The organism is Streptomyces sp. NPDC001393 (assembly GCF_053597455.1).
This window is the reverse complement of record NZ_JBSFIH010000080.1, coordinates 1-13,681: the sequence shown is the minus strand read 5'-3', so window position 1 is coordinate 13,681 and position 13,681 is coordinate 1. Positions and strand designations below refer to the sequence as shown.

The 13,681-nt window shown below is 71.1% G+C and carries 10 protein-coding genes and 2 pseudogenes; 11 read left to right on the top strand and 1 reads right to left on the bottom strand.

What is annotated here, in order from left to right; translation table 11 throughout:
• Positions 1 to 13: 13 nt before the first annotated feature.
• From ACWC2T_RS42230 to ACWC2T_RS42205, 6 genes and pseudogenes are all read left to right on the top strand, one after another.
• A pseudogene (locus ACWC2T_RS42230) lies at positions 14 to 640 on the top strand (beta-galactosidase domain 4-containing protein); the annotation flags it as partial.
• 201 nt (positions 641 to 841) lie between these two features.
• Positions 842 to 2,668, top strand: coding sequence for a LamG-like jellyroll fold domain-containing protein (locus ACWC2T_RS42225; RefSeq protein WP_450675597.1), 1,827 nt, complete (start codon positions 842 to 844; stop codon positions 2,666 to 2,668).
• Between the two features lie 308 nt (positions 2,669 to 2,976).
• Entirely contained in the window at positions 2,977 to 3,735 is a 759-nt protein-coding gene (locus ACWC2T_RS42220; RefSeq protein ID WP_450675596.1) for an IclR family transcriptional regulator, read from the top strand.
• 48 nt (positions 3,736 to 3,783) lie between these two features.
• Positions 3,784 to 4,008 (top strand): Ig-like domain-containing protein, encoded by a 225-nt coding sequence (locus ACWC2T_RS42215; protein ID WP_450675613.1) that lies wholly within the window; start codon positions 3,784 to 3,786, stop codon positions 4,006 to 4,008.
• A 21-nt stretch (positions 4,009 to 4,029) separates the two neighbouring features.
• The gene (locus tag ACWC2T_RS42210) at positions 4,030 to 4,176 is read left to right on the top strand and encodes a hypothetical protein (protein WP_450675595.1); all 147 of its coding nucleotides are present in this window, start codon (positions 4,030 to 4,032) and stop codon (positions 4,174 to 4,176) included.
• Positions 4,177 to 4,355: 179 nt separating this feature from the next.
• Complete coding sequence (locus tag ACWC2T_RS42205; RefSeq protein ID WP_450675594.1) at positions 4,356 to 5,759, top strand: glycoside hydrolase family 16 protein; 1,404 nt, start codon at positions 4,356 to 4,358, stop codon at positions 5,757 to 5,759.
• An 89-nt stretch (positions 5,760 to 5,848) separates the two neighbouring features.
• On the opposite strand, the gene ACWC2T_RS42200 is transcribed toward ACWC2T_RS42205, so the two are convergent.
• On the bottom strand, positions 5,849 to 6,748 hold the full coding sequence (locus ACWC2T_RS42200; RefSeq protein ID WP_450675593.1) for a helix-turn-helix domain-containing protein: 900 nt from the start codon (positions 6,746 to 6,748) through the stop codon (positions 5,849 to 5,851).
• A gap of 146 nt (positions 6,749 to 6,894) precedes the next feature.
• Between ACWC2T_RS42200 and tkt the strand changes: the two genes are divergently transcribed.
• The 5 genes and pseudogenes from tkt to ACWC2T_RS42175 all read left to right on the top strand — a co-directional run.
• Positions 6,895 to 8,970, top strand: coding sequence for a transketolase (tkt, locus tag ACWC2T_RS42195; RefSeq protein ID WP_450675592.1), 2,076 nt, complete (start codon positions 6,895 to 6,897; stop codon positions 8,968 to 8,970).
• Positions 8,971 to 9,003: 33 nt separating this feature from the next.
• Positions 9,004 to 10,149: a transaldolase gene (gene tal, locus ACWC2T_RS42190; RefSeq protein WP_450675591.1), complete on the top strand. Its 1,146-nt coding sequence runs from the start codon at positions 9,004 to 9,006 to the stop codon at positions 10,147 to 10,149.
• Positions 10,146 to 11,753, top strand: coding sequence for a glucose-6-phosphate dehydrogenase (zwf, locus tag ACWC2T_RS42185; RefSeq protein WP_450675590.1), 1,608 nt, complete (start codon positions 10,146 to 10,148; stop codon positions 11,751 to 11,753). Before tal ends, zwf begins: the two co-directional genes overlap by 4 nt.
• The gene (gene opcA / locus ACWC2T_RS42180; RefSeq protein WP_450675589.1) at positions 11,750 to 12,676 is read left to right on the top strand and encodes a glucose-6-phosphate dehydrogenase assembly protein OpcA; all 927 of its coding nucleotides are present in this window, start codon (positions 11,750 to 11,752) and stop codon (positions 12,674 to 12,676) included. The genes zwf and opcA overlap by 4 nt, the downstream gene beginning before the upstream one ends.
• A gap of 1 nt (position 12,677) precedes the next feature.
• A pseudogene (locus ACWC2T_RS42175) lies at positions 12,678 to 13,681 on the top strand (glucose-6-phosphate isomerase); the annotation flags it as partial.

Genomic DNA, 13,681 nt, shown 5'->3' with positions numbered 1-13,681 from the left:
GGCCACGAGGGGTGCGGACCACTGGGCGGCCATCGACTCCACGCCGGGGCTTCAGGGCGGCTTCATCCGGGAGTCCGGGAGCCACGCGATCCTGCGGCGCGTGAGCGAGGGAAGACCGGCCGGGCGCACGGGTGCCGGGCCGTACGACAACGGTGCCACCGCACCCGGCCGCCGCTGGGCGTACGGCGGTGACCTCGGCGACCGCCTCCCCGAGCCGGACCCACACCCCCGCCGGGAGAGCGCGGCGCCGGTCCGGATCCACTGCTACCGGCACGAGGGGATCGTCGTCGCCAACCACCGGCGTTTCCCGGGCCTTGCCGGGCTGGCGGCGACCTGGGAGCTGACGCCGGCCGGCGGCCGGACCCTGACCGCTCCGGCCGAGCTGCCCGATCTGCGGCCAGGTGAGACCGCGGCCGTACCGCTGCCCTTCGCACTGCCCAAGGACGGCGGTGCGGCGTGGCTGACCCTGCGGGTGGTGACGGCTCGGGACGAGCCGTCGGCGCCGCGCGGTACCGAGGTCTGCGCGCCGCGGATCCGCCTGCGGGCGGCGGCCCGGGACCGGGCGGTGCCGCCCTCGGCGGGGCCGCCGGTGCCGGTGGACGACGACCTGCTGGTGCATCCGCTGCCGACGGCGGCGCCGGTGCATCTGCTGCCGACGGCGGCGCCGGTGCATCTGCTGCCGACGGCGGCGCCGGTGGTTCCTCTGCAGCGGGCGCGCGTCGAGGCTGAACCGCGCGGTGTCACGCGCCGTCCAATCCCCCTCCTCCGCGTTCCATAGCCGTTCCCCCTCCTCATCGGTTCCCCCGGCCTTTCGCCGTCACATCACCCTCCCGGAGCACACATGTGTACGTCGCACGACCACAACCAGGGCGAGGCCGTGCAGGCCGGTGCCGGACGACGCGGTTTCCTCAGGGCCGCAGCGCTGCTCGGCGCCGCCGCCACGGCCGGGGTCGGCATCCCGGCCGTCGCCGAGACGGCCGGGCCGAGCACCCGGCGGCCGGACACCAACAGCCGCCGGTTCACGCTGGCGGTGATGCCCGACACGCAGTACCTGTTCGACGGCCCCAGCATCCATCCGGCGCCGCTCGAAGCGTCGTTGCGCTATCTCCTGGAGCACGGCGAGGACGACAACATCGTCTTCCTGACCCATCTCGGCGACCTCACCCAGAACGGCGCCGAGGACGAGTTCGCGGCGATCGGCGAGGCGTTCGGGATCCTGGACCGCCGGGGCGTGGGCTACAGCGTGCTGGCCGGCAACCACGACGTCAGGTCGTCGACGGACGACCAGCGCGGCTCGACGCCGTACCTGGACACCTTCGGGCCGCAGCGCTTCAGGGACAAGCCGACGTTCCGGGGCGCCTCGCCCGACGGATACAACACCTACCACCTGTTCAAGGCGGGCGGCCGCGAGTGGCTGGTCCTCGCCCTGGACTGGCGGCTGTCCGCGAAGGGATACGCCTGGGCGAGGGACGTACTCGCCCGGCATCCCAGGACTCCGGTCGTCCTCACCACACACGAACTGGTCGCCGGGGATGATCAGTTGTCGGCGTACGGGCAGCAGCTGTGGGACGGGTTGATCGAGGACCACGACCAGATCTTCCTGACGCTGAACGGCCACTACTGGCCCGGGGGCCGTGCGACCCGCAAGAACGCGGCCGGCAACGAGGTGCACCTGCACCTCACGAACTACCAGAACCGCTACTACGGCGGCGCGGCGATGATCCGCCTCTACCACTTCGACCTGGACCGGAACGTCATCGACGTGGAAACGGTCTCGCCGTGGATCCTCGGCCGGGCGGGGAAGGGGCTCAACGAGCTGGAGCGGCAGGAGATCGAGCTCAGCGGCGACGCGGACCGCTTCACCGTCGAGATCGACTTCGCCGCCCGTTTCTCCGGCTTCGATCCGGTGCCGGCCCGCCCGGCGCGGCCCGCGTCGAAGATGCTGATACCGGGCACAGTGGCCTACTGGCGCTTCGAGTCGCCCGTTTCCGGCACCGTCCGCGACCTCTCCGGCCGGGGCAACGACCTCACCGTGGTCCCGGTGGGCGGCGGCACGCTCGGCTGGTCGGCGGACCACCACCCCGACCAACCCGGCCACGGCAGCGTGGAGTTCCAGGGTTACAAGTCCCCGCTGCGTGGCGCGTATCTGCGCACCGTCGACTCCGCCCCGCTCAACTCGGCGACCTTCGAGAACGGTTACACCATCGAGGCCTTCTACTGGCTGCCCGCCGACTGGGATCCGGAGCACAACGCCTGGTCCGGGATCGTCAGCCGCACCGGTACGGGCGGCGCGGCCGGCAAGACCGCCGACGACCCCGACGAGCCGCTCGCCACCCTCTCCCTCTCCAACGGCCGCGAGCCGCAGTGGGCGATGCGCCCGCTCAACCAGGAGGGCATTGCCACCAACTGGGGCCAGGAGACGCCCCTGGAGGCCTGGTGGCACCTCGCGGTCGTCAGCGACGGCAAGCACACCACCCTGTATGTCGAGGGCTGCCCGGTCCTCCGCAACCCGAAGGCCGAGGCGGTCGGCATCACCTCGGTCGGCCTGCCGTGGCTGCTCGGCGGCTACGAGTACGCCGGGAAGATCGACCAGATCCTGCACGGACGGCTCGGCGACGTCCGCATCGTCTCCCGAGCGCTGCCCGTCACCTCCTTCATGACCCGCTGACGCCCTCGGAGAACCCGCGAACGACATGCCCGGCGAGGGGGCGCCGAGATCATCGGCGGGCGGGTGTGGCTGCGTGGCGGGGGTGCGTGGCGGGGGCACCGGGCGAGTGCAGGCGCGTCCACGCCGGTGTGGCCCTCCCTCGCCGACGGTGACGTCCGCCTACCGCACGCGACGGTGACGCCGCCTCCCGCGCCACCCCGCACGGCGTCCTGATCCAGCCGGCACCCCCGCCCGGCCGCGGTCGAGCAGCGCGCAGCGGCGTCGGTTACTATCCGGCCGGGACGAGGCGACAGGGTGGTGAGGTGTCCGTGAGTGAGCGGTCCGCGGCCGATCGGCTGCTGGCCGTGCTCGCCGCGTTCGACCACGAGCACCCCGCCCTGTCCCTGACGGACATCAGCCGCCGGGCCGGGCTCAGCCTGACCACCGCGCATCGACTGGCGGGTGCCCTGGCCGCGTGGGGCGCGCTGGAGCGCGACGCGTCCGGGGTGTACCACGTGGGCCTGCGGCTGTGGGAGGTGGCCGCGCTCGCGCCGCGCGGTCTGGGCCTGCGGCAGCTGGCACTGCCGTACCTGGAGGACCTGTACGAAGCGACGCACGAGAACGTGCAGTTGGCCGTGCGGGACGGCGCGGAGGTCGTCTACATCGAGTGGCTGTCGGCCCGTTCGGCGGTGGGCGTGCACATCCGGGTCGGCGCGCGCTGGCCGCTGCACGCCACCGGCGTCGGGCTCGTCCTCCTCGCCCACGCCGACCCGGACCTGCAGGAGGAGTACTGCGCGGGGCCGCTGGCCGCCTTCACGCCGTACACGATCACCGATCCGGTGCGGCTGCGGCGTACGCTCGCCGAGGTACGCCGCTCGGGTGTGGCGGTGAGTGAGCGTCAGGTGACGGAGGACGCGCTGTCGGTGGCTGCGGCGGTGCGCGGGCCGGACGGGGACGTGGTGGCGGCGGTGTCGGTGGTGGTGCCCCGGGAGGGCGCCCAAGTCCCGGCTCTGGCACCGGCGGTACGGCTGGCCGCCCGGGGGATCTCACGGGCGCTGGGCTGGCGGCCGGAGCGGCGCGAGCGGTGACCGGTCCGCGTACCCGCGACCGGTTCACACCGTGCCGCCGAAGTACACCTGCACCTGCCGGATGAGGCCGTCGCGGACGGTGATCGCCTCCATGTTGCGGTACCGGCGGCCATCACCGTCACCCCGGCGGACGGCACCTGCGGGGCCGCTTTCACCAGCCCCGTCGAGGTCAGCGTCAGCGTCGGCACGCTCGCGTCCGTGCGGGTCACCGGCGACGACGGAGCCACGCTCGCGGGCACGTTCAACGCGGCCCGCACGAAGTGGACCTCGTAGCGCAGCCCGTGCGACAGCTCGGTGGCCGGCTGCACGTTCTACGAGCGCTCGATGCTCGGTGACGTGGTGATCGTGAAGATCTCCGGCGAGAGGACCGTCGACCCGGCCAACGGGCTCAACGGATGGAATCTGTCCTGGGCCGGCTGGAAGGCGGGCAGCGCGGTCTGAGCCGTTACGGGAGGCTTCACCCCGTGAACTCCCCTGCGGATCAACGACTTTCTTTGTTTCATGTCTTGACGACCGCAGGGGCGGGGAGCACATTGGCGGCACCTTGAGAGCGCTCTCAGACTCAGCGCGTGGGAGCGCTCTCACACCTCCCGCACACTCCCCGTACCCGAGAGGTCCCCATGAGCGATTCCTCCGGCATACCCAGACCCCGCCGCCCCCTGCGGCGCGCGCTCGTCGCCGCCGTCGCCACGCTCGGCCTGGCGGCGGCGATCGCCACGGCCGCCACCGCACCCGCCGACGCCACCGCCCCCACCCCGCCCTCGGGCTGGACCCAGGTGTTCCTGGACGACTTCGACGGCGCGGCGGGCTCCGGCGTCAACACGTCCAACTGGCAGTACGACACCGGCACTTCGTACCCGGGCGGGGCCGCGAACTGGGGCACCGGCGAGGTCGAGTCGATGACCTCCAGCACGAACAACGTCGCCCTGGACGGCAACGGCGACCTGCTCATCACCCCGCGCCGCGACGCCGCCGGCAACTGGACCTCCGGCCGGATCGAGACCGCCCGGACCGACTTCCAGCCCCCGGCCGGCGGCAAGCTGCGCGTGGAAGCCCGCATCCAGATGCCCGACGTGACCGGGGACGCGGCCGCCGGCTACTGGCCCGCGTTCTGGATGCTGGGCGCGCCCTACCGCGGCAACTACCAGAACTGGCCGAGCGTCGGCGAGCTGGACGTCATGGAGAACGTCCAGGGCCTGAACAAGACCTGGGCCACCGTGCACTGCGGCACCAACCCGGGCGGCCCCTGCAACGAGACCACGGGCCTGGGCAACTCCACCGCCTGTCCGAACACCACCTGCCAGTCGGGATTCCACACCTACACCATGGAGTGGGACCGCTCGGTGAGCCCGGAGGCGATCCGCTTCTACGTCGACGGCGTCAACTACCAGACGGTCACGGCGAACCAGATGGACGCGACCACCTGGGCCAACGCCACGAACCACGGCTTCTTCGTCATCCTGAACGTGGCGATGGGCGGCGGCTTCCCCGCGGCCTTCGGCGGCGGCCCGACCGGCGCCACCGAGCCCGGCCACCCGATGGTCGTCGACTACGTGCAGGTCCTGCAGTCCTCCGGCAGCGGCGGTGGCACCACTCCCCCGCCGCCCGGCAACCGCGACGCCTACAGCGCCGTCCAGGCCGAGTCCTACGACGACCAGTCCGGCATCAGCACCGAGACCACGACCGACACCGGCGGCGGCCAGGACATCGGCTGGATCGCGAACGGCGACTGGGCGCTGTACAAGGGCGTGAACTTCGGTTCGACACCGGCCACCCAGTTCTACGGCCGGGTGGCGAGCGGCGCGGCGTCCGGGGTGAGTGGTCTGGTCGAGGTGCGCCTGGACAGCCGTAGCAATCCACCCATCGGCAGCTTCGCGGTCGGCAACACCGGGGGCTGGCAGTCATGGAAGACGGTTCCGGCCAACATCGGCTCGGTGACCGGGACGCACGACGTGTATCTGACCTTCAGCAGCGGCCAGCCGTCCGACTTCGTGAACGTGAACTGGTTCGACTTCGGGCACTGATCAGTCGGCGACAGGGGGTTGGCCCGCACCCACGGGCCAGCCCCCGCCTCGTCATGTGCGGGGCGGTCGGCTCGCGGACGACTCGTGCGTCAGCGCAGCTCCGCGCGGAACGCCACCGGCGTCTGCCCGGTGTGCAGGTGGAAGAACTTGGTGAAGTTCGCCGCGTCGGGGAAGCCCACGGCCGCCCCGACGCGGCCGATCGGCAGGTCGGTGTGGGCGAGGAGGCGTTTGGCCTCCAGGACGACACGTTTGTCGATGAAGCCCTTGGGAGTCTCGCCGGTGGCGGCGCGGACGGCGCGGACCAGGGTGCGGCGGGAGTAGCCGAGGGCGTCGGCGTAGGCGCTGACGCTGTGGTTGGTGGCGAAGCCCTGCTCGACGGCGTCCCGGAACCGGGTGAAGGTGCTGTCCGTCTGTTGCCGGGAGGACTCGGCGGCGCTGGCCGCTAGGTGGGCGAGGCGCAGCAGGAACGCGGAGAGGGTGTGGCGGAGGACGGCCGTGTGCAGACTCAGCGGGAGCGTCGCGGTGTCCTCGTACTCGCGGCGCAGCTGGTCGAGGGACGCCTGGAGCGCGGCGAGCCGGTCCGGGTCGGGGTGCAGCAGGGGCGGGAGGTCGTAGCGGTACAGGCCGGTGGCCTCGACGGTGGCACGGGGCAGGAAGCCGGGCTGCATGGTCAGGACGGTTCCGCGGTACACGGCCTCGCGGGAGAAGCGGTGGACCTGGCCGGGGCGGATCCACAGCAGGTCGCCGGCGCCGGCCTCGTACTCGGTGAAGTCGATCATGTGCCGTACCGGGCCGTCGGTGAACAGCATGACGACGTGGAAGTCGATGCGGTGGACGCGGTGCAGGGGGGCGTCGGCGTGCCAGGGGCGGCCGGTCCCCATGGGGCCGATCTGCATGCCGACGCCGCCGACGGCCAGCTCGGTCGGGAAGGGGAAGGTTCTGATGCCGTCGACGTCGGGGTCATCAGCTTGAGGGGTTCTGCCTGTCATGTCCTTTTCGTGCCGTCCATGTCGCGCGATCACTGTCCCAGATTCACCACAGGCTGACACACCCCGACCTTCCTTCGAAAAAGTCAGACTTTTAAGTTTGAACGCGTCAGGCCAGCAATCCCGCACTGAACGAGGACTTCTTGAAGATGACCACGCAGACTTCCGACGGCTTCGAGTGGACCGACCTCGATCGGCGTGCCGTGGACACCGCCCGTCTGCTGGCGGCCGACGCGGTCCAGAAGGTGGGGAACGGCCATCCGGGCACGGCGATGAGCCTGGCACCTGCCGCGTACACGATCTTTCAGAAGGTGATGCGTCACGATCCCGCCGACCCCGAGTGGACCGGCCGGGACCGTTTCGTCCTCTCCCCCGGCCACACCTCGCTGACTCTGTACACGCAGCTGTTCCTGGCCGGGTACGAGCTGGAGCTGGACGATCTGAAGGCGTTCCGCACCCATGGCTCCAAGACCCCGGGCCACCCCGAGTACGGCCACACCGCCGGCGTCGAGACCACCACCGGCCCGCTCGGCCAGGGTGTCGCCAACGCGGTCGGCATGGCGATGGCGGCCCGCTACGAGCGCGGCCTGTTCGACCCGGAGGCCCCTGCGGGCACCTCCCCCTTCGACCACACCGTCTGGGCGATCGTCTCCGACGGCGACCTGGAGGAGGGCGTCTCCGCCGAGGCCTCCTCCCTGGCCGGCCACCAGAAGCTCGGCAACCTGGTCTTCCTCTACGACGACAACCACATCTCCATCGAGGGCGACACCGCGACCGCGTTCTCCGAGGACGTGCTGAAGCGGTACGAGGCCTACGGCTGGCACACCCAGCGCATCGAGCCCACCGCCGACGGCGACATCGACGTCCCCGCCCTGTACGCGGCTCTGAGGGCCGCGCAGGCCGAGACCGCGCGGCCCTCGATCATCGCCATGCGCACCATCATCGCCTGGCCCGCCCCGAACGCCCAGAACACCGAGGCTTCCCACGGCTCGGCGCTCGGCGCGGAGGAGATCGCCGCCACCAAGCGCGTCCTCGGCTTCGACCCGGAGCGGACCTTCCAGGTCGAGGACGACGTCCTGAAGCACACCCGGCGGGCCCTGGACCGGGGCGCCGAGGCGCACGCCGCCTGGGACAAGCGCATCGCCGAGTGGCGCACCGCCCAGCCGGAGCGGGCCGGGCTGTTCGACCGGGTGAGCAAGGGCGAGCTGCCCGAGGGCTGGGAGCAGAGCGTCCCCGTCTTCGAGGAGGGCAAGTCGGTCGCCACCCGTGCCGCCTCCGGCAAGGTGCTGCAGGCGCTCGGCCCGGTGATCCCCGAGCTGTGGGGCGGCTCCGCCGACCTCGCCGGCTCCAACAACACCACCATCGACCGGACCAGCTCCTTCCTGCCGACGGGCAACCCGCTGCCGGAAGCCGACCCGTACGGCCGCACCGTCCACTTCGGCATCCGCGAGTTCTCCATGGCCGCGGAGATGAACGGCATCGCCCTGCACGGCAACACCCGCATCTACGGCGGCACCTTCCTGGTGTTCTCCGACTACATGCGCAACGCGGTGCGCATGTCGGCGCTGATGCAGCTGCCGGTGACGTACGTGTGGACGCACGACTCCATCGGCCTCGGTGAGGACGGCCCGACCCACCAGCCGGTCGAGCACCTGGCCTCCCTGCGCGCCATCCCGGGCCTGAACATCGTCCGCCCGGCCGACGCCAACGAGACCGCGATCGCCTGGGCCGAGATCCTGAAGAGGCACGCCACGAACCCCGCCCCGCACGGGCTCGCGCTCACCCGCCAGGGCGTGCCGGTGTACGCGCCGAACGAGGACGCGGCCAAGGGCGGCTATGTGCTGCGCGAGTCCTCGACCGAGGTCCCGGAGGTGATCATCATCGCGACGGGCTCCGAGGTGCAGCTGGCCGTGGCCGCGCGGGAGCAGCTTCAGGCCGAGGGGATCGGCACGCGCGTGGTGTCGATGCCGTCCGTGGAGTGGTTCGAGGAGCAGCCGCGCGAATACCGCGAGCGGGTGCTGCCACCGGCCGTGAAGGCCCGGGGCGCCGTCGAGGCCGGGATCGGGCTGACCTGGTACCGGTACGTGGGCGACGCGGGACGCATCGTCTCCCTGGAGCACTTCGGCGCCTCCGCCGACGCGAAGACCCTGTTCGCCGAGTTCGGCTTCACCCCCGAGAACGTCGCCGCGGCGGCCCGCGAATCGCTCGCCGCCGCGCGCGCCTGACACCGACGCCCGACACACCTTCCCGAAAGAAAGATGATCACTGTGACCGAAGCAATCGCGACCCCGGGAGCCCTCAAGCGCCTCGCCGACGAGGGCGTGTCGATCTGGCTCGACGACCTGTCGCGCAAGCGGATCACCTCGGGCAGCCTCGCCGAGCTGGTGGCGAGCGGGAGCGCCGTCGGTGTCACGACGAACCCCTCGATCTTCCAGGCCGCCATCGGCTCCGGCGAGGGCTACGAGGAGCAGCTCACCGACCTCGCCGTACGCGGGGTGACGGTGGACGAGGCGGTGCGGATGATGACGACCGCCGACGTGCGCGACGCCGCCGACATCCTGCGTGACGTGTACGAGGCCACCGCCGGCCGGGACGGCCGGGTCTCCATCGAGGTCGACCCGCGCCTGGCGCACGACACGGCGGCGACCGTCGCCGAGGCCAAGCAGCTCTTCTGGCTGGTCGACCGCCCCAACGTGATGATCAAGATCCCGGCGACCAGGGCGGGCCTGCCGGCCATCACCGAGGTCATCGGGCTGGGCATCAGCGTCAACGTGACCCTGATCTTCTCCCTGGAGCGCTACCGCGAGGTCATGGCCGCCTACCTGGCCGGTCTGGAGAAGGCCCGCGAGCGCGGCATCGACCTCTCCACCATCCACTCGGTGGCGTCCTTCTTCGTCTCCCGCGTGGACTCCGAGATCGACAAGCGGCTGACCGGCCTCGGCACCGAGGAGGCCCTCGCCCTCAAGGGCCGCGCGGCCCTCGCCAACGCCCGGCTCGCCTACGAGGCGTACGAGGAGGTGTTCGGCTCCGCGCGCTGGGTCGCGCTCGCCGGGGACAAGGCCAACAAGCAGCGTCCGCTGTGGGCGTCCACCGGTGTGAAGGATCCTGCCTACAAGGACACACTGTATGTGGACGAGCTGGTCGCGCCGGGCACCGTCAACACCATGCCCGAGGCCACCCTGAACGCCGTCGCCGACCACGGCGAGATCACCGGCGACACGGTGACCGGCGGCTATGTGCAGGCCCGCGCCGACCTGGATGCCGTGGAGCGGCTCGGCATCTCCTACGACGAGGTCGTCCAGCAGCTGGAGGACGAGGGCGTCGCCAAGTTCGAGGCGGCCTGGCAGGAGCTGCTGGACGCGGTGGCGAAGTCCCTGAAGAGCAAGGGAGTTGACGCCCGATGAGCGAGAACGCCCCCGCCGCCGAGGTGCCCGCACCCCAAGCGCCTGCACCCCGGGCGGTGCAGGTCCCGGTGGCCCCGGCCACCGACTGGGAGAACCCGCTGCGGGACACCCGCGACCGCCGGCTCCCCCGGATCGCGGGCCCGTCCGGGCTGGTCATCTTCGGTGTGACCGGTGACCTGTCCCGCAAGAAGCTGATGCCTGCGGTGTACGACCTCGCCAACCGCGGTCTGCTGCCGCCGGGCTTCTCCCTGGTCGGCTTCGCCCGCCGCGAGTGGGAGGACCAGGACTTCGCGCAGGTCGTCCACGACTCCGTGAAGGAGCACGCCCGCACCCCCTTCCGCGAGGAGGTGTGGCAGCAGCTGGCCGAGGGCATGCGGTTCATCCCGGGCGACTTCGACGACGACACAGCGTTCAAGCAGCTGAAGGACGCCGTCGAGGAGCTGGACTCCTCCCGCGGCACCGGCGGCAACTTCGCGTTCTACCTCTCGGTGCCGCCGAAGTTCTTCCCGAAGGTCGTGCAGCAGCTGAAGAAGCACGGCCTGGCGAGCCCGCCCAAGGGTTCCTGGCGGCGCGCGGTCATCGAGAAGCCGTTCGGGCACGACCTGGCCAGCGCCCGCGAGCTGAACGCGATCGTGCACGAGGTTTTCGAGCCGGACCAGGTGTTCCGCATCGACCACTACCTCGGCAAGGAGACCGTCCAGAACATCCTGGCGCTGCGCTTCGCCAACCAGATGTACGAGCCGATCTGGAACCGCAGTTACGTCGACCACATCCAGATCACGATGGCGGAGGACATCGGCATCGGCGGCCGGGCCGGCTACTACGACGGCATCGGCGCCGCCCGCGATGTCATCCAGAACCACCTGCTGCAGCTGATGGCGCTGACCGCCATGGAGGAGCCGATCGCGTTCGACGCGGAGGCGCTGCTCACCGAGAAGCTGAAGGTGCTGAAGTCGGTGCGGCTGCCGGAGGACCTCGGCAGGCACACCGTGCGGGCGCAGTACGCGGGCGGCTGGCAGGGCGGTGAGAAGGTGGTCGGCTACCTCCAGGAGGAGGGCATCGACCCCAAGTCGAAGACCGACACCTTCGCCGCGATCAAGCTGGGCATCGACAACCGCCGCTGGGCGGGCGTCCCCTTCTACCTGCGCACCGGCAAGCGCCTGGGGCGCCGGGTCACCGAGATCGCGGTGGTCTTCAAGCGGGCCCCGCACTCCCCCTTCGACTCCACCGCGACCGAGGAACTCGGGCAGAACGCGATCGTGATCCGCGTCCAGCCCGACGAGGGCATGACCGTGCGGTTCGGCTCCAAGGTGCCGGGCACCTCGATGGAGATCCGGGACGTGTCGATGGACTTCGCCTACGGCGAGTCGTTCACCGAGTCCAGCCCGGAGGCGTACGAGCGGCTCATCCTGGACGTGCTGCTCGGCGACGCGAATTTGTTCCCCCGTCACCAGGAAGTGGAAGAGTCCTGGAAGATCCTCGACCCGATCGAGGAGTACTGGGCGGCGCACGGCAGGCCGGCGCAGTACGCGTCGGGCAGCTGGGGACCGAGTGAAGCGGACGAGATGCTCGCACGAGACGGACGGAGCTGGCGCAGGCCATGAAGATCGACCTGACCGACACCACGGCAAGCAAGATCAACAAGGCGCTGGTGGAGGGCCGCCGCGCCATCGGCACCCCGGCCGTGGGCATGGTCCTGACGATGGTCATCGTCACGGACGAGGAGAACGCCTACGACTCGATCAAGGCCGCAGAGGACGCCTCGCACGAGCACCCCATGCGGACCCTGGTCGTCATCAAGCGGCATGTGCGCACCCTGCGCGACCGCACGCACTCCCGGCTCGACGCCGAGGTCCGGGTCGGCTCCGAGGCCGGCACCGGCGAGACGGTCGTGCTGCGCACCTACGGCGAGGTGTCCGACCACGCCGACTCGGTCGTGCTGCCCCTGCTGCTGCCGGACGCGCCCGTGGTCGTGTGGTGGCCGGTGGACGCGCCCGACACCCCCTCCGAGGACCCGCTCGGTGCGCTCGCGCAGCGCCGGATCACCGACCTGTACGCGTTCGAGCGGCCGATGGAGGTCCTGGAGACCCGCGCCCGCAACTACGCACCCGGCGACACGGACCTCGCCTGGACCCGGCTCACCCTGTGGCGGTCCATGCTGGCCGCCGCCCTGGACCAGGCCCGCGTGCCGATCACGTCGGCGGCCGTCGAGGCCGAGGCGGACAACCCCAGCGCCGAGCTGCTGGCCCGCTGGCTGGAGGCTCGCCTGCAGGTGACCGTGGACCGGGTGGTCACCGCCGGGCCGGTCGTCACCGCCGTACGGCTGGGCACCCAGAACGGCGAGGTGCGCATCGACCGCCCCGAGGGCCCCCTGGCCACGCTGAGCCTGCCCGGCCAGCCACCGCGCACCCTGGCCCTGAAGGTCCGCCCCACCTCCGAGCTCATCGCCGAGGAGCTGCGCCGCCTCGACGCCGACGAGATGTACGCCATCGCCCTGAAGGGCGAGGCCGCCAAGGAGAACGCCTGAGATGGCTCAGTCCGAGTTTGTGAAGCTCACCAACCGGCCCGAGTGGACGGCCCTCGCCGACCACCGCGCCGAGGGGCAGCCGCACCTGCGCGAGCTGTTCGCGGCGGACCCCGGCCGCGCCGAGCGGTACGTCGTACGGGTCGGCGACCTGTACATCGACTACAGCAAGCATCTGATCACCGACGAGACCCTGGCCCTGCTCCAGGAACTCGCCACCGCCGCCGGCGTGTTCGGCCTGCGTGACGCCATGTTCCGCGGCGAGAGGATCAACGTCACGGAGAACCGTGCGGTGCTGCACACCGCGCTGCGCGCCCCGCGCGACACGGTGATCGAGGTCGACGGCGAGAACGTCGTCCCGAAGGTGCACGCGGTGCTGGACAAGATGGCCGCCTTCGCCGAGCGCATCCGCTCCGGCGAGTGGACCGGCCACACCGGCAGGCGGATCCGGAACATCGTCAACATCGGCATCGGCGGCTCCGACCTCGGCCCCGCGATGGCCTACGAGGTGCTCCGCCCGTACACGGCACGGGAGTTGACGTTCCGGTTCGTGTCGAACGTCGACGGCGCCGACCTGCACGAGGCCACCCGTGACCTGGACCCGGCGGAGACCCTGTTCATCGTCGCGTCCAAGACGTTCACCACGATCGAGACGATCACCAACGCGACCTCCGCGCGTTCCTGGCTGCTCAGGGCCTTCGACGGCGACGAGAAGGCCGTCGCCCGGCACTTCGTGGCGCTGTCCACGAACGCGGAGAAGGTCACCGGGTTCGGCATCGACCCGGACAACATGTTCGAGTTCTGGGACTGGGTCGGCGGCCGGTACTCGTACGACTCCGCGATCGGCCTGTCCCTGATGATCGCGATCGGCCCGGAGCGGTTCCGGGAGATGCTCGACGGCTTCCGGCTGATGGACGACCACTTCCGCACCGCTCCCGCCGAGGCCAACGCGCCCCTGCTGCTGGGCCTGCTGGGCATCTGGTACGGCAACTTCCACGACGCCCAGTC

What these genes read in the sequence shown, in the direction of transcription:
- ACWC2T_RS42225 (WP_450675597.1), top strand. Translation starts at nt 842, where the DNA reads ATGTGTACGTCGCACGACCACAACCAGGGCGAGGCCGTGCAGGCCGGT.
- ACWC2T_RS42205 (WP_450675594.1), top strand. Translation starts at nt 4,356, where the DNA reads ATGAGCGATTCCTCCGGCATACCCAGACCCCGCCGCCCCCTGCGGCGC.
- ACWC2T_RS42200 (WP_450675593.1), bottom strand. Translation starts at nt 6,748, where the DNA reads ATGACAGGCAGAACCCCTCAAGCTGATGACCCCGACGTCGACGGCATC.
- tkt (WP_450675592.1), top strand. Translation starts at nt 6,895, where the DNA reads ATGACCACGCAGACTTCCGACGGCTTCGAGTGGACCGACCTCGATCGG.
- tal (WP_450675591.1), top strand. Translation starts at nt 9,004, where the DNA reads ATGATCACTGTGACCGAAGCAATCGCGACCCCGGGAGCCCTCAAGCGC.
- zwf (WP_450675590.1), top strand. Translation starts at nt 10,146, where the DNA reads ATGAGCGAGAACGCCCCCGCCGCCGAGGTGCCCGCACCCCAAGCGCCT.
- opcA (WP_450675589.1), top strand. Translation starts at nt 11,750, where the DNA reads ATGAAGATCGACCTGACCGACACCACGGCAAGCAAGATCAACAAGGCG.